The sequence below is a fragment of the Amycolatopsis sp. H20-H5 genome (assembly GCF_035828755.1).
In the GTDB taxonomy this organism is placed as follows: domain Bacteria; phylum Actinomycetota; class Actinomycetes; order Mycobacteriales; family Pseudonocardiaceae; genus Amycolatopsis.
Genome location: NZ_JAYMZS010000023.1, coordinates 49,559 through 72,807, shown reverse-complemented (window position 1 = coordinate 72,807; position 23,249 = coordinate 49,559). Strand labels below are relative to the sequence as shown.

Sequence of the window (23,249 nt, the reverse complement as noted above, 5' to 3'; positions counted from 1 at the left end):
CGTGTCACGGTGTTCGGGTGTCCGGTGCTGAGTTCGAGATCGAGCACTTGGTGGCGACTCCGGTGCAGGCGTTGCGTGCGGCGATGCGTCTCTACGAGATGGGTCTCGGGTTGAGTGGCTTCACGCTGTGCTTGATGGATTTCTACACGGGAGCACGGTGGGGTGAGGTGCCACCGAGCGTCGCGGTGTTCTACGAGGAGCTGATGGACAGCCACCAGCACCTGTTCGTCATGTGCACTCCGGAGGGGAGGCCGTGGCGTCGGTCGAACTTCCGGTCACGGCACTGGCGTCCGGCGTGGGACGGGTCAGAGCCGGGTGGTGAGGGTTCGCGGGTGGCTGTTCCGGCGATCTTGCCGACGTTCACGTTCGACGAGGGGCGGCACAGTCATGCCACCTGGTTGGTGGAAGACGGGATCCCGGACGTAGTACGCAGGGCACGGCTTGGTCACAAGATGAAAGGCATGGCCCGCGTCTACGACCATGTGACGCCGGAGATGTGTGGTGGCGCTGGAGTCACGCTGGGCTTCGTCGGTGGTCGCGTTGACCGCAGCCGAACGAGTGACACTGGGGGAGTGGGTTCCCCCACCTGCGCCAGACAGCCGTTCAGCGGCGGATCGAGGCCTCGTCTAGGGTCGTCGCCATTGAAGCAGTAAAGCCCCGCCCCTCCGAGGAGGGACAGGGCTTCTGACCTGCGTAAACTGCTGGTGCGCGATACTGGGATTGAACCAGTGACCCCTTCCGTGTCAGGGAAGTGCTCTCCCGCTGAGCTAATCGCGCGAGGTGGAGACGGGATTCGAACCCGTGTACACGGCTTTGCAGGCCGTTGCCTCGCCTCTCGGCCACTCCACCGTGCAAGGCCCGAGAAGGCCTCTCGAGCGGACGACGGGATTCGAACCCGCGACCCTCACCTTGGCAAGGTGATGCGCTACCAGCTGCGCCACGTCCGCATTCCACCACTAGAATGATCTCGGTTCAGCGCCTTTCGACTCTGTACCTTGACCCCGTCGCCGTGGTGTGTAAGAACCATATCGGACCTGAAAACCGGGGTTTACACCGGGGTGTCATCTGCTTGTCGCGAGCCTGTCATCAGGTCAGATCGTTCGGAATGAGGTGGGTGAGCGCGTCGTCGACATCGACCCAGAGGTGCTCATTGCCGGGCAGGACCACGTCGTAGGTCCGGTCGAGGAAGTCGGCGAGCTCCTGTGCCGACGCCTCGAACATGGCGTGGCCGGAGGGCGAGTTCAGTTCGATGAGGACCGATTCGGGGTCTTCGACGGACGGGCGGATGCGCACGTCGCCGTCGCCGGCGTCGGCCAGGAGGCCGTCCGCGAGGAGGTCGCGCGCGTAGACCCATTCGACCCAGCCGGCCCGGCCGGTGCGGAAGGCGGCGACCACCGCGTAGGGGTCGCGAGTGTCGTAACGCAGTTCCACCTTGACCGGAACCGCGGGCGTCCGTGGCGCCAGCAGGTCGAAGACCGCTGTCGAGCGGAGCGTCACGTGATCGTTGCGCATCGTCCTACCCTTCATCTCCCTTCCCGGCCCGGTCGACCGAGTGGCGATGATGTGACGCGCGAGGCGGCCGATTCGGACGCGGGTTTGGTGTAGATCACCCGTCCGGGGTTGTCGGCCCCCCGTTTGCCACCCCATCAGCACCCGCGACGCGCAGCCATCCGCGTGCACCCCTGCAGGCAGTCCACGCACTACATACTGCTCGGTTTCCTCGACGGGCGATAGCACCGTCGCACGGATGTCGAAGGCGCTTCGCGGCGGGCCCCACCCTCCACAACCCCGGCTAGCTCGGGGTTGTGCACTCCGTACTTGCTGGTAAACGGAGGGTGCTCGTGGTGAACCACCCGTTTGCCGGGCCCCGAAAGTCGTGTTGTAGAGTCTGTTTCACACCGCGAGCGGGCGATTAGCTCAGTGGGAGAGCACTTCGTTCACACCGAAGGGGTCACTGGTTCAATCCCAGTATCGCCCACCCTCACCAAGGCCCCGGATCATCAGATCCGGGGCCTTGAGTGTTTTCCGGCGCCGGGCAGTCTTGCCTTTCGCGTGTCGAATCCCCAGGTCAACGCTCGATTGTGCGGCCACCGCGTTGCCATCGAGTCGGTCTGGACCTGATCTTCCCTGGCTCGTCTCGCTCGCTTGATCACGAAGTCTGTCGATCTTCCTTCCGCCGTCGCGGCCGTGCGGGCCCGCGGCTTGCTCCTTTCGTGTCGCGGGTACCCGCGACCGCGGATTGTGATCCTGGGCACTCGACGGTCGCCCTGGGAGGTCTAGACCACACTGAAAGCCGGCTACTGGGAGCCGGATGGCGGTTGCGCCGAGTCGTGGAAGCGGGTCCGGAGTGGTCGTGGTCAAGTCTGCCCGGACGATCCGGTCGATCTGTGACGAAAGTGCAGTCCGGTGACACGCGGACGATGAACGTCACCGGTAAGTTACCGCCGCCGGACGGGTGATGGTCGAATCCACTAAGGACGCGTACCGAGCCGCACCGTCCACAGTGGAACTGCCGGGGACGTTCGGCCGACTGGGTCAACGGTGCTCCGGCGGAGTGCGGTCATTGATTTTCTGGCTACTTTGCGTAGCTGTTTCTGGAGTACGGCTCATCACACCTTGTCATCATCTCGTTATCTCTACGGGATTCATTCCCGCGTATGGGGCACAGGATGTGGGCAGAAACCCTTGTAACGATGCTGCGAGAGTCGCCGATATCTTGGCAGGTGTCGCCCAAGTGGGCACCAGAACGTGGGCAGAGTAGTGATTACTCCCCGAAATCGTTCTCGCTCACTCACCGTGCCCAAGGGGTATCCCTTGATCCCAGTCACTGGAGGTCCGATGGAAGAGTCGGTGCGGCCATCTTCAACGGTCAGCGAGCCACCGCCGCACATCGATCTCAAGTCCATCCCGAGGCCGCCCCGTCCTGCCGCCCGGCTCTCCCCGACCTCGGAGCAGCCGGAGGCGCCTTCCCCGAAGACGCCGTCCACCGCGTGGGAAGCGCGCTACCGCTGGTGGGTCATCGCCAGTGACGTTTTCGCCACCTTGCTGGTGATCGCGATCAGCGCCTTCGTCATCGACCGGGTGGCGCCCCAGGACATGCACGCGTTCGGCACCGCCGCCGCCGTCTTCACCGCTCTCCCGCTCAGCCGCGCCTGGAGCCAGCAGGTCCTTGGTGAAGGCGCCGAGGAGTACCGAAGACTCGGGCGCGGCCTGATCGCGGCCGCCGTGCTGGTGGCGCTGGGCGGGCTGCTCTTCCGGGCGCTCGACGTCCAGCCGTGGGTGTTCATCGTGGTCCCGGCCATCGCCTTGGTGGCCTTCCTGCAGCGTTACGCCCTTCGCCGGGTGCTGCACAGCCAGCGCCGCCGCGGGCACTGCCTCCTGCCGGTGCTCGCCGCCGGCAGCCCGGAGACCGTCGCGGATCTGGTCGCCAGGACCAAAGCCGACCCCTACGTCGGCTGGCGCGTCGAGGCGGTCTGCACGTTCAGCGGGGCCGGTGCGGAGCGGGGCAGTGGTGAGGTCGACGGCGTGCCGGTGGTCGGCAGGCTCGACGAACTGGCCGCCCACGTCCGCCGCGGCGGCTACCGGGTGGTCGCCGTGACCGCCGACCAGTACTGGAGCCCGCGACGGCTGCAGCAGCTCGCCTGGGACCTCGAGGGCACCTCCGCCGAGATGGTCGTCGCGCCGGTGCTGATGGAGGTCGCCGGGCCACGGCTCAACATCTCCGGTGTGCTCGGCATGCCGCTGCTGCGGGTCACCGCCCCGACGTTCACCGGCGCCAGCAGGCTGGTGAAGGAGGTCGTCGACCGCTTCGCCTCGGCGTTGTTGCTGACCCTGTTCTCCCCGCTGCTCGTGGCGATCGCCTTCGCGATCAAGCTCAGCGACCGCGGGCCGGTGATCTACCGCCAGCGCCGTGTCGGCCGGGACGGGCACACCTTCACCATGCTGAAGTTCCGCACGATGGTCACCGACGCGGACAAGATCAGGAAAACCCTTGAGGCCGACAACGAGGCCGCCGGCCCGTTGTTCAAGATGCGCAAGGACCCCAGGGTCACCCGCGTGGGTGCTCTTCTGCGCCGATATTCACTCGATGAGCTGCCGCAGCTGCTCAACGTCGTGGTGGGCACCATGTCCCTCGTCGGCCCGCGACCGCCGCTGCCCGAGGAGACCGCCACGTACGCCCCCGAGGCCCGCCGCCGTCTGCTGGTGAAGCCGGGACTGACCGGCCTGTGGCAGGTCAGCGGCCGCAGCGACCTGACCTGGGACCAGAGCATCCGGCTCGACCTGCGCTACGTCGAGGACTGGTCGCTGGCGCTGGACATGGTCATCCTCTGGAAGACCGCGCGAGCCGTCTTCCTCGGCCAGGGCGCCTACTGAGTTCGGTGTCGGCGCCGCAAGCCGATTTCCGTGAACCGCCGGTCCTTCGGGGCCGGCGGTTTTTCGTGTGTCCCACGGCACAACAGGAATCCTCTCCGGGCGAAATAGTCAAACGCTCAACTAGGTTACCTTGGGTACCGGCCACTACGGAAGGACGCCAACAGATGCCCACCAGCCTTGAGACCGATTCCTTGAACCTCCTGCCCGCCGAGGTCCAGGACCTCCTGTTCCGCGAAGCCCGCACTGCCAACAGCTTCAGCGACGAGCCGGTGACCGACGACCAGATCCGCGCGATCTACGAGCTGGTCAAATGGGCCCCGACCTCGATGAACACCCAGCCGCTGCGCGTGCTGGTCATCCGCTCCGACGAAGCGAAGCAGCGCCTGCTCCCGCACATGGGCGAAGGCAACCGCGCCAAGACCGCGACCGCCCCGGTCACCGTCGTGCTCGCCGCCGACACCGACTTCCACGAGAACATCCCGCAGGTGTTCCCGCACAAGCCGGAGGCGAAGGAGTTCTTCTCCGACGAGACCGGCCGAGGCGAGTTCGCCAAACTGAACTCGCTGCTCCAAGTCGGCTACTTCATCATCGGCGTCCGCGCCGCCGGGCTCGCGGCCGGTCCGATGACCGGCTTCGACGCCGCCGGTGTCGACCAGGAGTTCTTCGCGGACAAGCCGTGGAAGTCCCTCGTGGTGGTCAACCTCGGCAAGCCGGGGGAGAACCCGTGGTTCGGCCGCCTGCCGCGCCTCGACTTCGACCAGGTCGTCGAGACCCTCTGAGTCCCGCCCGCCTTCCACGAAGGCCGCCTTCCCGCCGGGGAGGCGGCCTTCGCCGCGTGGGGGGATCCGTGTGAGGGCCGCACCGGACGCCGACTAGCATGAAAAGTCCACAGTTTGTGAACATTTCCGAGGGAGTCCACCGTGTCCCAGCCGTCGCCAGCAGCAGCCGTAACCGCCTCGCGTGTGGTGGTACCGGCGGGCACGACGGCGGGTGCCGCGGTCCGCGAAGCCGGGCTGCCGACCAAAGGGCCGGACACCGTCGTCGTCGTGCGTGACGCCGGGGACCAGCTGCGCGACCTGACCTGGGCGCCGGAAAGCGACACCGAGGTCGAGCCGGTCGCGGCGAGCACCGAGGACGGGCGCAGCGTGATCCGTCACTCGGCCGCGCACGTGCTCGCGCAGGCTGTGCAGCAGCAGTTCCCCGAGGCGAAGCTGGGCATCGGCCCGCCGGTGCGGGACGGCTTCTACTACGACTTCGCGGTCGAGACCCCGTTCACCCCGGAAGACCTGGTGGCGCTGGAAAAGCGCATGAAGCAGATCGTCAAGGGCGCGCAGCAGTTCTCCCGCCGCGTCTTCGACTCCGTCGACGAGGCGAAGAAGGAACTCGCCGACGAGCCGTTCAAGCTCGAGCTCGTCGACCTCAAGTCCGATGTGGACACCACAGAGGTGATGGAGGTCGGCGGCGGCGAGCTGACCATCTACGACAACCTCGACCCGCGCACCAAGGAGCGCGTGTGGAGCGACCTCTGCCGCGGCCCGCACATCCCCACCACCAAGTACATCCCCGCGTTCAAGCTGACCAGGGTCGCCGCCGCGTACTGGCGTGGCAGCGAGAAGAACCCGCAGCTGCAGCGGATCTACGGCACCGCCTGGGAGTCCACAGAGGCCCAGGAGGCGCACCTCGAGATGCTGGCCGAGGCCGAGCGCCGCGACCACCGCAAGCTCGGTGCGGAGCTGGACCTGTTCTCGTTCCCCGACGAGCTCGGTTCCGGCCTGCCGGTGTTCCACCCCAAGGGGGGCATCATCCGGCGCGAGCTGGAGACGTACTCCCGTGACACGCACGAGAAGCACGGCTACGAGTTCGTCAACACTCCGCACATCAGCAAGGGCGCGTTGTTCGAGACCTCGGGCCACCTGCCGCACTACGCCGACGGCATGTTCCCCGCGATGAAGCTCGAGGGCGCGGACTACTACCTCAAGGCCATGAACTGCCCGATGCACAACCTGATCTTCGGCGCGCGCGGCCGGTCCTACCGGGAGCTCCCGCTGCGGCTGTTCGAGTTCGGCAGCGTGTACCGGTACGAGAAGTCCGGTGTGGTGCACGGGCTGACCCGCGTGCGCGGGATGACGCAGGACGATTCGCACATCTACTGCACCCAGGAGCAGATGCAGGGCGAGCTGCGGTCGCTGCTCACCTTCGTGCTGGACCTGTTGCGCGACTACGGCCTCGACGACTTCTACCTCGAGCTGTCGACACGGGGCGACTCGGACAAGTTCATGGGCGAGCCGGAGGAATGGGAAACGGCCACCGAGGCACTGCGCCAGGCGGCCGTGGCCTCCGGGCTGGAGCTCGTGCCGGACCCGGGCGGCGCCGCCTTCTACGGGCCGAAGATCTCCGTGCAGGCCAAGGACGCCATCGGCCGCTCGTGGCAGCTCTCGACCATCCAGCTCGACTTCAACCAGCCCAAGCGGTTCGGCCTGGAGTACCAGGCGAGCGACGGCTCGCGGCAGCAGCCGGTGATGATCCACCGCGCGCTGTTCGGCTCGATCGAGCGGTTCTTCGGCGTGCTGACCGAGCACTACGCGGGGGCTTTCCCGGCGTGGCTCTCACCCGTTCAGGTGGTCGGCATCCCGATCGCCGAGGACCAGGTGGAGCACCTGCGCGGCGTCGAGGAAGCCTTGCGCGCCAAGGGACTTCGCGCCCAGGTTGACGCGGGAGACGATCGGATGCAGAAGAAGATCCGCACGCACACCACCCAGAAGGTGCCGTTCATGTTGCTCGCGGGCGCCAAGGACGTGGAGGCGGGCGCGGTGTCGTTCCGGTTCCGCGACGGTGGTCAGATCAACGGCGTGGCGGTGGCCGACGCGGTCGAGGCGGTCGCGGGCTGGGTCGCGCGGCGCGAGAACGGTTCGCCGACGGCGGCCGCGCTGGAGGCGGTCCTCTCGTGACGGGAGGCCCGGAGTTCGCCGAGCAGGACGGCGTCGGGATTCCCGACGCCCTCCAGCGGCTCTGGACGCCGCATCGGATGGCGTATATCAAGGGGCAGGACAAGCCGGACGGGGACGAACCCGCGGGCTGTCCGTTCTGCCGCCTGGTCGGGATGGACGACGAGGCCGCGCTGATCGTCGCGCGCGGCAAGCTCGTCTACGCGGTACTCAATCTGTATCCGTACAACCCGGGCCACCTGCTGGTGGTGCCCTATCGGCATGTCGCGGACTACCCGGAGCTGACCGCCGCGGAGACGGTGGAGCTGGCGGAGTTCACTCAGCACGCGATGCGCGTGGTGCGAGAGGTCTCCGCGGCCCACGGCTTCAACGTGGGGATGAACCAGGGCGTCATCGCGGGCGCCGGCATCGCCGCCCACCTGCACCAGCACGTGGTGCCGAGGTGGGGCGGCGACGCCAACTTCATGCCGGTCATCGGGCACACCAAGGTGCTGCCTCAGCTGCTCGGCCAGACCCGCGAGCTGCTCGCCGGCGCCTGGTAGAGCGTCAGCCCTGCAGAGCGGCCTGGAGCTCGATGTCGATCTTGACCTTTTCGGACAGGAAGGCGTTGCCCTCCGGGCCGATGCCGAAGTCGCGGCGGTTCACCGTGGTGGTCGCGGACACGCCGAGGGTGGTGGCGTTGTCGTTGGCCGGGTTGGCGCCGATGCCGTTGAACTCGGCCTCGAGGGTCGCCTTCACGGACTTGCCGCGCCAGGTCAGCTCACCGTCGATGTAGTAGTCGTCACCGTTCTCGCGGATGCCGGTCGACTTGAACGTGATGACCGGGTGCTCGCCCACGTGGAAGAAGTCCTCGGACTTCAGGTGCGTGTCGCGGCCTTCGACACCGCTCGCGACCGAGGCCGCGTCGATCTCGACGGTGACCTGCGAGTCGAGGATCGAGTCCCCGGTGACGACGTCACCCGTGAACGCGGTGAAGTTTCCGCGCGACTTCGCCAGGCCCAGGTGCTTGACCGTGTACGCGACGTCCGAGTGGGCGGTGTCGATGGCCCACTTGCCCGCGACGTAGCCGGGGATGTCGGTGGTGGTGCTCATGAGCTCTCCAAAGATCTTGCTTCGGTGTGATGACCGCCCAGTTGGTTGAGCGCTCAGCAAAACTGTAGCGCACTTTGGTTGAACGCTCAACTAGGGGTACTATGGGTGTCATGTCCGAACCTCGATGGCTCACCGACGAGGAGCAGCACGTCTGGCGTGAGTTCTCCGTGGCCACCCGCATGCTGCAGGCTCACCTCGAAGGCCAGCTGCAACACGAATCCAACATGCCGCACACCTATTACGAGGTCCTGGTCGCGCTTTCCGAGGCACCGGAGCACAGGTTGAGGATGAGCGAGCTGGCCGACGCCCGCAAGTCGTCCCGAAGCAGGCTGTCCCACGCGGTTTCCCGGCTCGAGGCCAACGGCTGGGTGCGTCGCGAGTCCTGCCCGACCGACAAACGTGGCGCCTGGGCCGTGCTGACAGCTGAAGGCTTCGCCGCCATAAAGGCCGCCGCGCCCGGCCACGTCGAGGCGGTCAGGGAGAGCCTCTTCGGGCCGCTCACGGCCGAACAGGTGGTGGCGCTCGGCGAGATCAGCACCGCGATCCGCGAAGGGCTCTCGCCCAGGTGTGCGGCCGCCGCCGCGGCCGCCGAAGCCGAGTCCGCCTGTGCCGGTGAGGTACCCGAAGAGTCGTTCGGGGTCGCCTGAGCCGCACGATCAGGCTCAATTCCGGCGGGTCTGACGGACGGGCGCGTCGGAAGTGTCGGGGCGGGTCGATAGGCTTCGGTCGCCCACCCGCCCCCGCAGCTAGGTGCACCGAAGAACCGATGCTCAATATTTTCGCGCGTGCCTCCGTTTCCCGCGTCACCGATCCGATCGGCAAGGCGCTGGTTCGGGCTGGCATGACCCCGAACGCCATGACCGTCGTCGGCACCGCCGGCGCGGTGATCTGCGCGCTCGTGTTTTTCCCGAACGGCTTCCTGCTCTGGGGCACGTTCACCGTGTGGGGCTTCGCGATGCTGGACCTGCTCGACGGCGCGATGGCCAGGGCCCGCGGCTACGGGACCCCGTTCGGCGCGGTGCTCGACGCCACCTGCGACAGGCTGGTCGACGGTGCGCTGTTCGCGGCGATCGCCTGGTGGTGCTTCGTGGTCGACGACAACCACCCCGCCGCGGCCGCCGCCCTGATCTGCCTCGTGCTCGCCCAGGTCATCTCCTATGTCAAGGCCCGCGCGGAGGCCTCCGGGCTCGCGGCCGACGGCGGGCTGGTGGAGCGGGCCGAGCGGCTGATCATCGCGCTCGTCGGCACCGGCCTGCACGGGCTGGGCGTGCCGTACACCGTGGACATCACCCTGTGGCTGCTCGCCGCGCTGTCCGTCGTCACCCTGCTGCAGCGGACGCTCCTGGTGGCGAAAGCGGCACGGGAGGCCCAGCCATGAGCCGGTTCTCCCAGCGGCTGAGCGACCTCGGGTACGCGGCGGGCTGGCGCCTGGCGCGCATGCTGCCCGCCTCCGCCGGGGCGACGGCGTTCTCGCTGGGCGCGGACCTCGCGGCCAAACGGGACGGCGCGGGGGTCCAGCAGCTGCGGAGCAACCTCGCCAGGGTGGTGCCCCAGGCCGACGAGGTCGAGCTGGACGAGCTGACCAGGCGCGCGCTCCGGTCGTACGCGCGGTACTGGCACGAGACGTTCCGCCTGCCGTCGATGGACCAGCGGGAAGTCAGCAAGAAGGTCGCCGCGTCCATCACCGGCGTGGAGAACCTCGACGCCGCGCTCGCCGAGGGCAACGGCGCGGTGATGGCGCTGCCGCACAGCGGCAACTGGGACATCGCCGGCGTCTGGCTGGCCGACTATCTCGGCGGGTTCACCACGGTCGTCGAGCGGCTCAAACCGGAGTCGCTGTTCAACCGGTTCGTCGCCTACCGCGAGTCGCTCGGCTTCGAGATCCTGCCGCTCACGGGCGACAGCTCGGCCATGCGGGTGCTGCTCAAGCGGCTGCGCGAGAACAAGGCCATCTGCCTGGTCGGCGACCGTGACCTGACCAGCTCCGGCATCCCGGTCAAGTTCTTCGGCGAGCAGACCAGGATGCCCGGCGGGCCCGCGCGCCTGGCCGCGACCACCGGCGCGGCCTTGATCCCGGCGGGCTGCTGGTTCACCGAGGACGGCTGGCAGATCCGGCTGCACCCGCGGATCAGGGTCAACGCGCGGGAGGAAGTCCCGGCCGCCACCCAGGCGCTCGCCGACATCTTCGCCGGCGACATCGCCGCGCACCCCACGGACTGGCACATGCTGCAGAAGTTCTGGCTCGCCGACCTCGAGATCGAGGAAAGCGTCAGCACGGGCGAAGCGAGCTGAGGGTGACCCACCCGAAAGCGCGGGCGATGAACATCGGCATCGTCTGCCCCTATTCGTTCGACGTCCCCGGCGGCGTCCAGGGCCACGTTCTCGACCTGGCGAAGGCCCTGATCTCCCGCGGGCACCGCGTTTCCGTGCTCGCGCCCGCCGACGAGGACGCCGGCCTACCCGAGTTCGTCCACCCGGCGGGCAAGGCCCTCGGCATCCCGTACAACGGCTCGGTCGCGCGGCTGCAGTTCGGCCCGGTCTCCTACGCCCGGGTGCGCCGCTGGCTGCGGGACAACGAGTTCGACGTCCTGCACCTGCACGAGCCGACCGCGCCGAGCCTGTCGATGCTGGCGCTCAAGGTCGCCGACGGCCCGATCGTGGCGACCTTCCACACCGCCACCACCCGATCGCGCACGCTCGCCGCGTTCCAGCCCGTGCTGCGGCCCCTGCTGGAGAAGATCACCGCCCGGATCGCGGTGTCCGCGCTGGCCCGGCGGGTGCAGGTCGAGCACGCCGGGGGTGACGCGGTCGAGATCCCCAACGGCGTCGACGTCGATTTCTTCGCGCGGGCGATGCCGCTGGACGGCTACCCCCGAGCCGGGGGGACGGTCGGGTTCATCGGCCGGTTCGCCGAGCCCCGCAAGGGGATGGACGTGCTGCTGGAGGCCCTGCGCGGGCTGCTGCCGGAATTCGAGGAGCTGCGCCTGCTCGTGGTCGGGCGCGGCGACCCCGAACAGCTGCTGCGCGACGCCGGGCCGGAGCTCGCGCCGCACATCCGCCTGCTGGGCCAGGTCGACGACGAGATGAAAGCCCGGGTCCTGCGCAGCGTCGACGTCTACTGCGCGCCGAACACCGGCGGTGAGAGCTTCGGCATGATCCTGACCGAGGCGATGGCCGCGGGCACCCCGGTGCTGGCGAGCGGACTGGACTCCTTCCGGCGGGTGCTCGACGACGGCAAGGCCGGGATGCTCACCGAAACGGGTGACGCCGGCGCGCTGGCCGACGGTCTGCGAGAGCTGCTCCGCGACCCGGCGCAGCGCGCGTCGCTGGCCGCGGCCGCGGGGGAGCGGGTCGCGATCTTCGACTGGTCCGTGGTCGCCACCCAGGTCCTGCGGGTCTACGAGACGGCCATCGCGGCCGATCCGCGCCGGGTCGGCATCCCCGAGCGGGAGCTCACCCGATGACGGCCCTGCTGTGGGTGCTGATCGGGATCACCGTGGTCGTCGTGCTCGGCGGGCTGTTCCTCGTCGCCACCGCGAACCGGCTCGACCGGCTGCACGTCCGCACCGACGCGGGCTGGGCCGCGCTCGACGCTTCGCTCGCCCGGCGGGCGGTGGTGGCCCGCGCGGTCGCCGTCGTGCTGGGCGCTCCTTCGGGTGACGAGCTTCGGGTGCACGGCGAGCGTGCCGAATCGGCGTCCCGGCAGGACCGCGAGGCCGAGGAGAACGAGCTCACGCTCCTGCTCGCCGAGGTGGACCGGGTCCGGCTCCCGGCGCCGCTTTCGGAGGAGCTCACCGACGCGGAGCACCGGGTGGTCATCGCCCGCCGCGTCCACAACGACGCCGTGCGCGACACTCTCGCCCTGCGCCGCCGCCGCAAAGTCCGCTACTTCAAGCTCGCGGGCACGGCCCCGCTGCCCGAGTACTTCGAGATCGCCGAACCGGCCCTCTGACCGGTAGCGCGAGCCCACCTTCCGCTGCGGTCCTCGCCGGTGCAGACTGGCCGTCGTGAGCACGGAAATCGCCGGGGACCCGGCTGCCTGTGAAGTCGCCCATGGTGGAGCGGAACCCCAGCGGGCCGAGCGGACGCTGGTGGCCGTGTTCGCTTCGCCGGTCTCGCGCTTCCTGCTCTCCTACGCCAAAGACCTCGGCTATCGGCCCGTCCTGTTCGAGCCGGACGCGGCGCGCGCGACGGACGTCGAGGGCTTCGAGACGGTCGCCACCGTTCCCGCGCTCGACGCGAGCGCGGACGTCGTCGTCACCGATCACCACCGTCCCGAGCTGGGCCAGGTGCTCCAGGCCGCGCTAGGGGCAGGCCCGGCGCGCTGGATCGGCGTGCTCGGCAACCCGCGTCACCCCGGCCCGCACATCAGCGCACTGCACGCGCTGGGTGTGGCGGACGCGGAGATAGCCAGGGTGCACCGGCCGGTGGGGCTCAACATCGGCTCTCGCACGCCCGCCGAGATCGCCGTCGCGACCCTGGCGGGCCTGCTCGCCGACCGCAACGGCCGTCCCGGCGGCTTCGAGTTCCCGTAGCGCCGTTGGTGGTTCACTGCGGGACGGTGGCGCCCTCCGGCATCGGCTCGAAGTGGGCGTGGCGGCGGGTGAAGGTCGCGGTGCCCGAGCTCAGCGAGCGCAGGTCGATCGCGTAGCGCAGGAGTTCCGCCGCGGGCACCTCGGCGTGGATCACCGAGCGTCCACCGTCGCCTGCCTCGGTGCCCAGCACACGGCCCCGGCGCGACGAGAGGTCGCCCAGCACCGTCCCGAGATGCTCGTCCGGCAGCCGGACAGCCACCTCGTCGAGTGGTTCGAGCAGCGTGACCCGTCCGTTCGCGGCGGCGTCGCGCAGGGCGAGCGCGCCCGCGGTCTGGAACGCCGCGTCCGAGGAGTCGACGCTGTGCGCCTTGCCGTCCACCAGCCGCACCCGGATGTCGACCACCGGATGGCCGTCGGCGAGCCCCCGGCCCAGCTGTGCGCGGACCCCCTTCTCCACGCTCGGGATGAACTGGTGCGGCACCGAACCGCCGACGACCTTGTCCACGAACTCGAAGCCCGAACCGCGCGGCAGCGGCTCGACCTCGATGTCGCACACCGCGAACTGCCCGTGCCCGCCGGACTGCTTCACGTGCCGCCCGTGCCCGCGCGCCGGCGCGGCGAAGGTCGCGCGCAGGCTGATCCGCACCTGCTCGGTGTCCACCTCGGCGCCGCCGGCGCGCAGCCGTGACAGCACGACGTCGGCGTGCGCCTCGCCCATGCACCAGAGCACCAGCTGGTTCGTCTCCGCGTTGCGGTCCAGGCGCAGCGTCGGATCCCCGGCGACGAGCCGGGAAAGGTTGCGCGCCAGCGTGTCCTCGTCACTGCGAGTCTTCGCCACGACGGCGACGGGCAGCAACGGCTCCGGCATCGCCCACGGTTTCATCACGAGCGGTTCGTCGGGGGAGGACACGGTGTCCCCGGTTTCCGCGGAGCCGACCTTGGTCAGCGCGCAGAGGTCGCCCGCGACACAGTAGGGCACCTCGCGCAGGTTGGCCCCGAGCGGCGAGTACAGGTGCGCCACCCGCTCGTCGAGGTCGTGATCCTCGTGTCCCCGCTCGGCCAGCCCGTGGCCAGAGACGTGGACCGGCCGTTCCGGCCGCAGCGTCCCGGAAAACACCCGGACGAGTGACACTCGGCCGACGTAGGAATCCATCGCGGTGCGGACGACTTCGGCGGCGAGCGGGCCGTCGGGGTCGGCGTTGAGCCCGGCGTGCGGCGCGCCGTCCGGGGAGGTGACCTCGGGCGGGCGGTGCTCCAGCGGCGAGGGGAACGCCCGGACGATGCCGTCGAGCACCTCGGCGAGGCCGACGCCGGTGGTGGCGCACACCGGGATCACCGGGTGGAACGAGCCGCGGGCGACCGCGGTCTCCAAATCGGCGATCAGGATCTCCTCGGGGATCTCCTCGCCGCCGAGGTAGCGCTCCAGCAACGATTCGTCCTCGCTCTCGGCGATGACGCCCTCGATGAGCTCGTTGCGCGCCTGCTCCATCCGCGCCAGCTCGGCCTCGTCCGGTTCACCCACGCGCGGCGGGAACCCGGCCGAGTAGTCGAAGTACCGCTGGGTGATCAGCCCGATGAGGCCGTCACCCGCCGGGAGGTAGAGCGGCAGCACTCCCGCGCCGAACGCCGCCTGGCACGCGGCGATCTCGGCCAGCGGGTCCGCGCGGTGGTGATCGAGGCGGGAAACCACCACCGCGCGGGGCATGCCGACGGCGGCGCATTCCTCCCAGACGGCCACCGTCGCGGCGTCCACGCCCTCCGCGGCGCAGACGACGAACATCGCGGCGTCGGCCGCGCGGAGCCCGGCTCGCAGCTCACCGACGAAATCGGCGTACCCGGGGGTGTCGATCAGGTTGATCTTGTGGCCCTGGTGGAAGACCGGCGCCACCGAGAGCCCGACCGAACGCTGCTGCCGGACCGCGGCGGGATCGTGGTCGCACACCGTGGTGCCGTCCACCACCGAACCGGCCCTGGTGACCGTGCCGGAAGCGGCCAGCAGCGCCTCGGTGAGGGTGGTCTTGCCCGAGCCGGACGGCCCGACGAGCACGACGTTGCGCACCTTGCCCGGATCGTCCACAGCGACGGCGGCCCCGGGGTCTCCGTTCTTGCTCTGCTTGTCGACCATGACCGGTCTCCTCACCTACGGCGGCGTAGCGGGTGTGTCCTCGATCACACACCCGAGGTGGCGGTCGCGGCAAGGTGATCGCCGAGGGACCATCCGAATGTCGACGTGGACTTTCCGTGCACCGGTCGGCACTCAGCGTCAGATCCGGGAGACGGGGGTTGACCGTGGTGATCACCAGGCGTGCGTTCCTGCGGTACGCGAGCGCCGGTTCGGCGGCCGCGGCCGTCACCGGCGCGTGGTCCGGCGAGGGAGACGAACGGGAGTGGGAGCGGCTCCGGCGGAAGCTGGCGGGCCCGTTGTTCCGGCCGTCGGACGCCGGGTACACCGGGGCGAAACAGCCGTTCTTCACCCTCTACGACACACGTCGCCCGGCGGCGGTCGCGCGCTGCACCCGGGTCGAGGACGTCCAGGCCTGCGTGGACTTCGCGGCCCGCACCGGCTGCGCGCTCGCCGCTCGCGGTGGCGGCCACAGCTACGCCGGTTACTCCACAGTGGACGGTGGGCTGGTCGTTGATCTCGGCCCGCTTGACAGCGTCGAGATGGGGCCCGGAAGTACGGTGGTGGCTGGCGCGGGCGCCCGGCTCGGGCAGGTCTACGCGGCTGTCGGCGCGGCCGGGCGCGCGGTGCCCGCCGGGACCTGCCCGACGGTCGGCATCGCCGGGCTGACGCTGGGCGGCGGGATCGGCGTGCTGGGCCGGAAGTACGGGCTGACCTGCGACCTGCTGGAATCGGCGCGCCTGGTCACCGCGGACGGGCGGGTTCTGACGGTGTCGGCGGAGTCGGCGCCGGACCTGCTGTGGGCGTTGCGCGGGGGCGGCGGGGGTAACTTCGGCATCGTCACGTCGTTCACCTTCCGGACGGTGCCGGCCGAGAACGTCACGGCCTACGATCTGACGTTTCCCGTCGAGGCCCTTCCCGCACTGCTCGCCGCCCTGGCCGGAGTGGCTCACCGGACTGCCCGACGAGCTGTGGCCGAACTGCGGGGTGCGCCCGGCGCTCGCCGCGAGCGGCGGCTGTTTCGTCGGGCCGGAGAGCAGGCTCAAGCCGTTCGTCGACGACCTGGTGCGCCGGGTCGGCACCGCGCCGCTCAGGCGGACCGCGGCCGAGTTCGACTATCTCGGCGCGATGAGGCACTACGCCGGTTGCGACGATCTCGGCGGTCAGGCGTGCGCCCCCGGCTGGTCCGGCGGTGGCGGCGGAATCGGCCGCAACGCCTACGTCGGCACTTCGCGGATGCTGACCAAACCCCTGTCCGATCCGCAGGCCGCCGCGGATCTGCTGACCGGCGAGCCCGGCCTGTTCACCATCATCGACGCCGCGGGCGGCGCCATCGGCCGGGTCGGGCCCCACGAGTCCGCCTTCCCGCACCGGGCGGCGCTCGGGAGCTTCCAGGTGCTCCACGACGTGAACGCGTCAGCCGGTGACGAGGCCTACGCCCGGCGCGCGATCGGCGTCGTGCGTGACGAGCTGGGGAAGGAGTTCGGCACCGCGGGGTATGTCAACTACCTCGACCCGGAGATGCCGGACTGGGCGCGGGCCTACTACGGCGACAGCCTGCCGCGCCTGCGCGCCCTCGCCCGGAAGTACGACCCTGAAAGACTTTTCGCGTTCCCGCAAGGGCTTTCGGGTACCTGACCGAACTGTCCACAAGGGAGCGTTCTACACTCCGGCCCAACGAACGGCAGGGGAGGACGGCGTGCTCGAACCGGGTTTCACGGCGGAGGATCTCGCGCACACCCGGTTCGCCTTCTCGCCGCTCTGGGAGATCGTCGCCAGCGTCCGCGTGCTCAACCAGCCCGGCGACCACGCGCTGCACCTGCCGTGGGTCAAGCGCGCGCGGGCCGGCCTGGCCGCGTCCGGGCTCGATCTGCGGTTGCTGTTCGACGTCGTGGCGGGCCCGCGCCTGCCCGGCTTCCTCGCCGTCACCCCGCGCACGCCGGTGCCCGAGCTCGCCGACGAGCTGGCCGATCTGCGGGACGTCCCCGCCAGGGCGGTCCGGCGCGAGCTCGACGCCATGGACCCGCCGCGCTCGGCGAAGCTGACGAAGCTGCACCGCAATCCCGAGGCGGGCCTGAGCAAGCTCGCGTCGCAGATCGAGTCCTACTGGACGGCCGTGCTGGCGGACGACTGGCCGCGGATCCGCTCGCTGCTGGAGGGCGACGTGCTGTTCCGCGCGCAGACGCTCGCCGCGGGCAGGGGCGGCGAGCTGCTCGACGACCTGGCCCCGATGGTGAGCTGGCACGACGGCTGGCTCAGCATCGCCGACCAGCAGGTCTCGAAGCCGATCCAGCTCTGCGGGCGCGGGCTGGTGCTGGTGCCGTCGGTGTTCGTCTGGCCGCGGGTGGTCTCCGAGGCCGATCCGCGCTGGCAGCCGGTGCTGCGGTATCCGCCGCGGGGGATAGCCACTTTGTGGGAGCACGGTGGGGTCGCCGCTCCCGCGGCGCTCACCAGGCTGGTGGGGCGGAGCAGGGCGATCCTGCTCACAGAACTGGCCTCACCCGCTTCGTCGACCGAGCTGTCGTCCCGGACCAGGCTGAGCGCCGAGAGGGTGTCCCGGCACCTGGGGGTGCTGACCGCCGCGGGCCTGGTCAGCGCCAGGGAAACGGGAGGCGCGGCGCTCTACGCGCGAACCCTCGTGGCCGACGGTTTGCTGGCGGACGGCGCGCGCGGCGACGAAGTGGACTGCTGAGATAGCCCCGTACTGGCCCGGGTGAGCGGTCCACAATCGGCTTAACCTGACGGGGCACCTTCCTTCCGCCTGTTACCAGGCCCGCCTGTAACAAGGCCCTGTAACAAGGCGCAGTCTCCGAAAGGCTCCAGCCGTGTCTGACGACCAGTCCGCGAACGCAGTCACCCCCACCACCGGTACCGCCCGGGTCAAGCGCGGGATGGCGGAGATGCTCAAGGGCGGCGTGATCATGGACGTGGTCAACGCCGAGCAGGCGAAGATCGCCGAGGACGCCGGCGCCGTCGCCGTGATGGCGCTCGAGCGCGTGCCCGCCGACATCCGCTCTCAGGGCGGCGTCGCCCGGATGAGTGACCCCGATCTGATCGACGGCATCATCGAGGCCGTCTCGATCCCGGTGATGGCCAAGGCCCGCATCGGTCACTTCGTCGAGGCGCAGCTGCTGCAGTCGCTCGGCGTCGACTACATCGACGAGTCCGAGGTGCTCACTCCCGCGGACTACGCCAACCACATCGACAAGTGGCAGTACACCGTGCCGTTCGTCTGTGGCGCGACCAACCTCGGCGAGGCACTGCGCCGCATCAACGAGGGCGCGGCGATGATCCGCTCCAAGGGCGAGGCGGGCACCGGCGACGTCTCCAACGCGACCACGCACATGCGTCAGATCCGCGGTGAGTTGCGGCGGCTCTCGTCGCTCCCCGAGGACGAGCTCTACGTCGCGGCCAAGGAGCTGCAGGCCCCGTATGAGCTGGTCAAGGAGGTCGCGGCGAAGGGCAAGCTGCCCGTCGTGCTGTTCACCGCGGGCGGCATCGCCACCCCGGCCGACGCGGCGATGATGATGCAGCTCGGCGCCGAGGGCGTGTTCGTCGGCTCCGGCATCTTCAAGTCCGGCAACCCCTCGCAGCGCGCCGAAGCGATCGTCAAGGCCACCACGTTCTACGACGACCCCGACGTCATCGCCAAGGTCTCGCGCGGCCTCGGCGAGGCCATGGTCGGCATCAACGTTTCAGATGTCCCCGAGCCCCACCGCCTGGCTGAGCGCGGCTGGTAACCGCCGTCCTTTCCCTACGGTCAGCGAATCCTTAGCGGTGTTCGCGACCTTGGTCCCGGCACACACGGCGTGTGCCGGGGACGAGGAGGAGACATGCGGGTTTCACAGGTTGTTTCGGTTCTGGCGGGGGCCGCCGCACTGGTGACCATGGCGGCGGTGCCCGCCACGGCCGCGACGAGTGGCGCGGCCGCGCTGGGCAAGATGGGCGTCGACACGGCGAAGCTCGCCCCGGGGTGGACCTACAGTGGCGACAAGGTGAGCTGGGACAACGGGAACACCGAGCTCATCCTGTCGCCCGCTTCGGCGGGTGACTGCACCAACGACTATGTCTGCGTCTGGGAGAAGGACAACTTCACCGGTAGGCGGCTCCAGTTCCACGACGCCGGTCTCCGGAACCTGACCGACTACGGCTTCAACGACAAGGCTTCGGGCTGGTACAACCGGCGAGGCGTGGACGCCCGCTGGTACTACGACATCAACGGCGGCGGAACGTCCCGTTGCATCCAGTCGGGCGCGCGGTCCGCGAAACTGGGCGGTGACAACGACAAGATGTCCTCGCTGCGCATCTACTCGAGCGACTCCGCCTGCTGATTCACGGCCAAGGCTCGTGCGTGGCTGCGCCGGTGAGAACCGGCCTGGCCACTCACGAGCCTTTCTTAGAAGGCGTCCGGAACTGATGTCATGTCGTCCAGTTTGGCGCCGAGGGCCGCGTGACTGACGGGGACTTTCACGCGGTCTGTTCTGGTGAAGGGGACTTTTGCAAGGTTGAGTCGAGGGTAAGGTCCCCTTCGGTCGCTACCCCAGGCTTGCCGTGTGCCCTGATGGGAGCCTTCACGGCGTTTAACGCTGTCATGGTGGCCTTCAGGGGCACACATGAAACGGTCGTGGCGGTATGAAACGGGCGAATGGGCGGACTTTTCGTCCTTTGTGGAGGGTAAGCGGCTTCGAAGGACAGGTGCCCGCGGCTTCGAGCGGCGGCTGCTGCGACAGTTCTTAGCCGCGTTCTTAGCGCTCGCATAGCGAAGTCCGCGAAGGTCCTGGTGGCGCACAAGGGGTGTGCCGGGATCGAGGAGGACGCATGCTCACCAAGACCATGGCCGGCGCGTTGGCAGTGGCGGGGATCTTCGCGATGACGGCGGCCGGTCCCGTCGCGGCGCAGGGCGCGAGCGCACCGGCCAAGCAGGATTGCCCGTCGGGCTACGCCTGTTTCTGGGAGGGGCCGCACTACCTGGGCAGGGTCGTCCGCATCCAGCGGGCAGGGGTCACGACGTTCGTGCCCAAGGTGGCCTCCTGGGACAACAGCCGCACCACGGACATGCGCGTTTACGCGGGCTTCCACCAGGACGGTCCTTCTCGGTGCGTCCAGCCGGGTGAAAGCTCGGCGGGTGTGGAGGGGTTCAAGGCCGGTTCGGTGCGTATCTACCCCTCGGCGTCAGTCTGCTGAACCCGATCGTCACCCGAATGGTGGAAGCCCTGCCCAGACGGGACTGTGACACTTAGGAAATAAATGTCACAGTGGCTGACGTCTGAGGGGGATCAGATGGGCACGGGGGTGTTTTTCTACCGCGTTCTGGGGGCGCCTGCGGTCGATGGGCAAGAGGGCGAGGTCCCACTCGGGCCTCCACAGGCGAGAAAGGTCTTCGCCCTCCTACTCGTCGAGGCGAACAGGGTGGTTTCGCGTGATCGGCTCGCCGAGGAGCTTTGGGGCGATACGCCGCCCGCGTCGGCGAAGGTGCAGCTGCAGGGCCTGATCTCGCAGCTGCGTCGGGTACTGCACCGGCAGGACGAGGGCTGCGCGCCCATCGTGACCTGCGAGAACGGCTATCGGCTCCGGGTGGAACCGGGGCAGTCCGACCTCGACCTGTTCACCACGCTGACCGCGCGGGGGCGGGCCGGGCTCGCGGGCGGCCGGTGGGCGGAGGCCTCGGACCTGTTCCGGCGCGCGCTGGCGTTGTGGCGTGGCCCGGTGCTCGGCGACGTCCTGCTCCTCGGATCGCCGTCGTTGCTGGCGCGCTGGGAGGAACTCCGGCTGTCCACAGTGGAGGACTGCGCGGCCGTGGAGGTGCAGCTCGGTGAGTACGCCAGGGTGATCCACGACCTGCGTGACCTGATCGAGCGGCACCCGTTCCGTGAACGCGCCTGCGGACTCCTGATGACGGCGCTGGCCAGGGCGGGCCGGGCCGCCGACGCGCTCGAGGTCTACCGCGAGTGGCACCAGCGGCTGCGTGACGAGCTCGGCGTGGAGCCGTCGCCGTCGCTGAGCGAGCTGCACGGCGACATCCTGCGGGCCGCGCCCGGGGTGCGGCCGCCGGGTTTCACCGCGCGGCCGGACGGGTTCGTCCCCTGCCAGCTGCCGTCACCGGTGCCCACGTTCGTCGGCCGCGAGGCGCTCCTCGACGACCTGCTCGCCGCGGCGTCGCCTGATCCGGACCGGGACGCTCCGCTGGTACTGGTGCTGACCGGTGTCGGCGGCATCGGCAAGACCGCGCTGGCCGTCCAGCTCGCGCACCGGGTGAGCGGCGCCTACCCCGATGGGCAGCTGTTCGTGTCGCTGCGCGGGACGACGGCCGAACCCCGCCAGCCCGAAGCGGTCTTGGCCGCCTTCCTCCGCTCGCTCGGTGTCCCGCCGGACCGGATCCCGGCGGACCCGGAGGAAGGCGCCTGCCTGTTCCGCAGCGTCTTGCACGGCAGGCGGGTCCTGCTGGTGCTCGACGACGCGGCCGACGAAACCCAGCTGCGGCCGCTCCTGCCAGCGGCACCGGGCTGTGCCGTCATCGCCACCAGCCGGTTCACCCTCGGCGGGCTGGAACTGGGCAGGCTCATCCCGCTCGACGTGCTGCCCGACGCCGAGGCGGTGGCGCTGCTCGCGCGGCTTTCGGGGGACGAGCGGGTCAAGGCTGGCACGCCCGCGCTCGACCGGGTGCTCGACGTCTGCGGTGGCCTGCCGCTCGCGCTGAGGATCGTCGGGAGCAGGCTCGCCGACAAGTCCCGGTGGACCCTGGACGACGTCGCCGAGGCGCTGTCGGAGGAACACAGCCGGCTGGATTGGCTCCGCAACGGGGATCTCGCCGTCCGCAGCAGTCTTTCCCTCAGCTATCGCCAGCTGGATCCCTTGGCGCGCAGGGTCTTCCGCGGACTCGGCCTCGCGCCGCTCGCGGAGTTCCCTGGCTGGACCGCCGCGGTGCTCGCCGAGCTCCCGATCGACTCGGCCGAACGGGCCCTGGACGATCTGCACCGGCGGCACCTGGTGCTGGTGACCGGGCGCGACGGCGGGCGGCCTCGCTACCGCATGCACGATCTGGTGCGCTCCCTCGCTCGTGAAACCGTCGCCGCGGAACCCGGCCCAGACCGGGGCGCGGCCGTGACCAGGGTGCTCGGTGGCTGGTTGTGGCTGGCCGAGCTGGTGGCCGACCGGCTGCCCGGCAGCATCTTGCGGCCGGAGCCTGGCGACGCCGTGCGCCTGCCGCTGGAGGACGTCGAAGTGCGCGCCGCCGCGACCGCCGACCCGCTGGACTGGTTCCAGGCCGAGCAGCCCGCACTGGAGGCGGCCGTGTCGAGCGCCGCCGAACTCGGGCTGGGGGAACAGGCCTGGGAACTCGCGGTGGTGCTGGCGGGGTACTTCGATCACCGTGGCTTGTACGCGGATTGGTCCCGCTGTCACGGCCGGGCGCTCGACGCCGCGAGGGCCGCGGGATGCGTCCGCGGCGAAGCGGGGCTGTTGCGCGGGATCGGCCAGTTGCACATCTACCGGGACGAGTTCACGGCGGCGAGCCGTGCGCTGGGCGAGTCACTGCGGTTGAGTGAGGTGCTCGGCGACGAGCGGGGCGCCGCGCGGGCGCTGACCGGGCTCAGCGTGCTGGCCAGGGTCACCGGGCGACCCGCTGAGTCGTGGCGGCTGGCCGGGCGGGCCTTGGCCGTCTGCGTGCGGGTGGGGGACCGGATGGGGGAGGCGCACCTGCACACCTCCCTCGCCGTGCTCAGTCTCGAGGCGGGCAGGTTCGACCGGGCGGTCGCTGCCCTCGACGCGGCGGCGTGGCTGTGCGCCGAGCTGGGCGACGACCACCGCACAGCGCTGCTGCTCCGCCGCTACGGGCAGCTCCACCTGGCGCGAGGGGACGTCGACCGGGCGATGGAGTGCCTGCGGCGCGCGCTGGACCTGCTGGCGCCGCTGTCCGACGACCAGTGCGCGGCCCAGGTGTGCCTGGACATCGGCCGCGTGCACACGAAGCTGGGCGAGCACCGGGCGGCGGTCCGTGAACTGCGTGGCGCGTCATCGCTGTTCACGGGCGCGGGCAACCTGGGCAGCGCGGCCGCGTGCACCAGACTGCTCGGCGCCTTGGCGCACTGAAAGGACGCGAAGCGCCCCGCCCGGTGAGGTCGATTTGGATGGCCTCTGAAGGCCACCATGAGGGACTCTAACGCCCTCATGGTGGCCTTCAGA

The 23,249-nt window shown here is 69.8% G+C and carries 20 protein-coding genes, 4 tRNA genes and 1 pseudogene; 19 read left to right on the top strand and 6 right to left on the bottom strand.

Going from position 1 to position 23,249, the window contains the following annotated elements; all coding sequences use genetic code 11:
- Positions 1-17: 17 nt before the first annotated feature.
- Positions 18-653: a hypothetical protein gene (locus QMK34_RS15985; protein ID WP_326414770.1), complete on the top strand. Its 636-nt coding sequence runs from the start codon at positions 18-20 to the stop codon at positions 651-653.
- Positions 654-702: 49 nt separating this feature from the next.
- Here QMK34_RS15985 and QMK34_RS15980 read toward each other — a convergent pair.
- The 4 genes from QMK34_RS15980 to QMK34_RS15965 form a co-directional block, all read right to left on the bottom strand.
- Positions 703-777: transfer RNA gene (locus QMK34_RS15980), tRNA-Val, on the bottom strand.
- A 1-nt stretch (position 778) separates the two neighbouring features.
- Positions 779-849, bottom strand: a tRNA-Cys gene (locus QMK34_RS15975).
- A 25-nt stretch (positions 850-874) separates the two neighbouring features.
- Positions 875-947, bottom strand: a tRNA-Gly gene (locus QMK34_RS15970).
- 139 nt (positions 948-1,086) lie between these two features.
- A complete protein-coding gene (locus QMK34_RS15965) occupies positions 1,087-1,512 on the bottom strand; it encodes an SsgA family sporulation/cell division regulator (protein WP_220241370.1) in 426 nt (141 codons plus the stop codon).
- Positions 1,513-1,906: 394 nt separating this feature from the next.
- On the opposite strand from QMK34_RS15965, the gene QMK34_RS15960 reads away from it, so the two are divergent.
- The 5 genes from QMK34_RS15960 to QMK34_RS15940 all read left to right on the top strand — a co-directional run bounded on the left by QMK34_RS15960 (position 1,907) and on the right by QMK34_RS15940 (position 7,861).
- Positions 1,907-1,978 (top strand) — tRNA-Val (locus QMK34_RS15960).
- 860 nt (positions 1,979-2,838) lie between these two features.
- On the top strand, positions 2,839-4,374 hold the full coding sequence (locus QMK34_RS15955; protein WP_326414769.1) for a sugar transferase: 1,536 nt from the start codon (positions 2,839-2,841) through the stop codon (positions 4,372-4,374).
- Between the two features lie 164 nt (positions 4,375-4,538).
- Positions 4,539-5,153 (top strand): malonic semialdehyde reductase, encoded by a 615-nt coding sequence (locus tag QMK34_RS15950; protein WP_326414768.1) that lies wholly within the window; start codon positions 4,539-4,541, stop codon positions 5,151-5,153.
- A gap of 141 nt (positions 5,154-5,294) precedes the next feature.
- The gene (gene thrS, locus QMK34_RS15945) at positions 5,295-7,322 is read left to right on the top strand and encodes a threonine--tRNA ligase (RefSeq protein ID WP_326414767.1); all 2,028 of its coding nucleotides are present in this window, start codon (positions 5,295-5,297) and stop codon (positions 7,320-7,322) included.
- Positions 7,319-7,861: an HIT family protein gene (locus tag QMK34_RS15940; RefSeq protein WP_326414766.1), complete on the top strand. Its 543-nt coding sequence runs from the start codon at positions 7,319-7,321 to the stop codon at positions 7,859-7,861. The genes thrS and QMK34_RS15940 overlap by 4 nt, the downstream gene beginning before the upstream one ends.
- A 4-nt stretch (positions 7,862-7,865) precedes the next feature.
- Here the strand turns inward: QMK34_RS15940 and QMK34_RS15935 are convergent, their stop codons facing one another.
- Positions 7,866-8,411 (bottom strand): YceI family protein, encoded by a 546-nt coding sequence (locus QMK34_RS15935; protein WP_326414765.1) that lies wholly within the window; start codon positions 8,409-8,411, stop codon positions 7,866-7,868.
- Positions 8,412-8,521: 110 nt separating this feature from the next.
- On the opposite strand from QMK34_RS15935, the gene QMK34_RS15930 reads away from it, so the two are divergent.
- The 6 genes from QMK34_RS15930 to QMK34_RS15905 all read left to right on the top strand — a co-directional run bounded on the left by QMK34_RS15930 (position 8,522) and on the right by QMK34_RS15905 (position 12,946).
- Positions 8,522-9,058, top strand: coding sequence for a MarR family winged helix-turn-helix transcriptional regulator (locus tag QMK34_RS15930; protein WP_326414763.1), 537 nt, complete (start codon positions 8,522-8,524; stop codon positions 9,056-9,058).
- Between the two features lie 119 nt (positions 9,059-9,177).
- Positions 9,178-9,789, top strand: a complete 612-nt coding sequence (gene pgsA / locus QMK34_RS15925; protein WP_326414761.1) for a phosphatidylinositol phosphate synthase — start codon at positions 9,178-9,180, stop codon at positions 9,787-9,789.
- Positions 9,786-10,703 carry a phosphatidylinositol mannoside acyltransferase gene (locus QMK34_RS15920; RefSeq protein WP_326414760.1) on the top strand — a complete coding sequence of 306 codons (918 nt, stop codon included), beginning with the start codon at positions 9,786-9,788 and terminating at the stop codon, positions 10,701-10,703. Before pgsA ends, QMK34_RS15920 begins: the two co-directional genes overlap by 4 nt.
- Positions 10,704-10,729: 26 nt before the next feature.
- Positions 10,730-11,875, top strand: coding sequence for a glycosyltransferase family 4 protein (locus QMK34_RS15915; RefSeq protein WP_326414785.1), 1,146 nt, complete (start codon positions 10,730-10,732; stop codon positions 11,873-11,875).
- Positions 11,872-12,363, top strand: a complete 492-nt coding sequence (locus QMK34_RS15910; protein WP_326414759.1) for an NUDIX hydrolase — start codon at positions 11,872-11,874, stop codon at positions 12,361-12,363. Before QMK34_RS15915 ends, QMK34_RS15910 begins: the two co-directional genes overlap by 4 nt.
- 67 nt (positions 12,364-12,430) lie before the next feature.
- Positions 12,431-12,946 (top strand): XdhC family protein, encoded by a 516-nt coding sequence (locus QMK34_RS15905; protein ID WP_326414784.1) that lies wholly within the window; start codon positions 12,431-12,433, stop codon positions 12,944-12,946.
- Positions 12,947-12,959: 13 nt separating this feature from the next.
- Here the strand turns inward: QMK34_RS15905 and QMK34_RS15900 are convergent, their stop codons facing one another.
- Positions 12,960-15,071 (bottom strand): elongation factor G-like protein EF-G2, encoded by a 2,112-nt coding sequence (locus QMK34_RS15900; protein ID WP_326414758.1) that lies wholly within the window; start codon positions 15,069-15,071, stop codon positions 12,960-12,962.
- A gap of 32 nt (positions 15,072-15,103) precedes the next feature.
- On the opposite strand from QMK34_RS15900, the pseudogene QMK34_RS15895 reads away from it, so the two are divergent.
- From QMK34_RS15895 to QMK34_RS15865, 7 genes and pseudogenes are all read left to right on the top strand, one after another.
- Positions 15,104-15,784, top strand: a pseudogene (locus QMK34_RS15895) (FAD-binding oxidoreductase); the annotation flags it as partial.
- Between the two features lie 271 nt (positions 15,785-16,055).
- Entirely contained in the window at positions 16,056-16,706 is a 651-nt protein-coding gene (locus QMK34_RS15890; protein WP_326414756.1) for a BBE domain-containing protein, read from the top strand.
- A gap of 61 nt (positions 16,707-16,767) precedes the next feature.
- Positions 16,768-17,760, top strand: coding sequence for a DUF5937 family protein (locus QMK34_RS15885; RefSeq protein WP_326414755.1), 993 nt, complete (start codon positions 16,768-16,770; stop codon positions 17,758-17,760).
- A 133-nt stretch (positions 17,761-17,893) separates the two neighbouring features.
- A complete protein-coding gene (gene pdxS / locus QMK34_RS15880; protein ID WP_326414754.1) occupies positions 17,894-18,808 on the top strand; it encodes a pyridoxal 5'-phosphate synthase lyase subunit PdxS in 915 nt (304 codons plus the stop codon).
- A 93-nt stretch (positions 18,809-18,901) separates the two neighbouring features.
- Entirely contained in the window at positions 18,902-19,399 is a 498-nt protein-coding gene (locus tag QMK34_RS15875) for a peptidase inhibitor family I36 protein (protein ID WP_326414753.1), read from the top strand.
- Between the two features lie 487 nt (positions 19,400-19,886).
- On the top strand, positions 19,887-20,252 hold the full coding sequence (locus QMK34_RS15870) for a peptidase inhibitor family I36 protein (RefSeq protein ID WP_326414752.1): 366 nt from the start codon (positions 19,887-19,889) through the stop codon (positions 20,250-20,252).
- 63 nt (positions 20,253-20,315) lie between these two features.
- On the top strand, positions 20,316-23,156 hold the full coding sequence (locus tag QMK34_RS15865; RefSeq protein ID WP_326414750.1) for an AfsR/SARP family transcriptional regulator: 2,841 nt from the start codon (positions 20,316-20,318) through the stop codon (positions 23,154-23,156).
- Positions 23,157-23,249 lie beyond the last annotated feature (93 nt).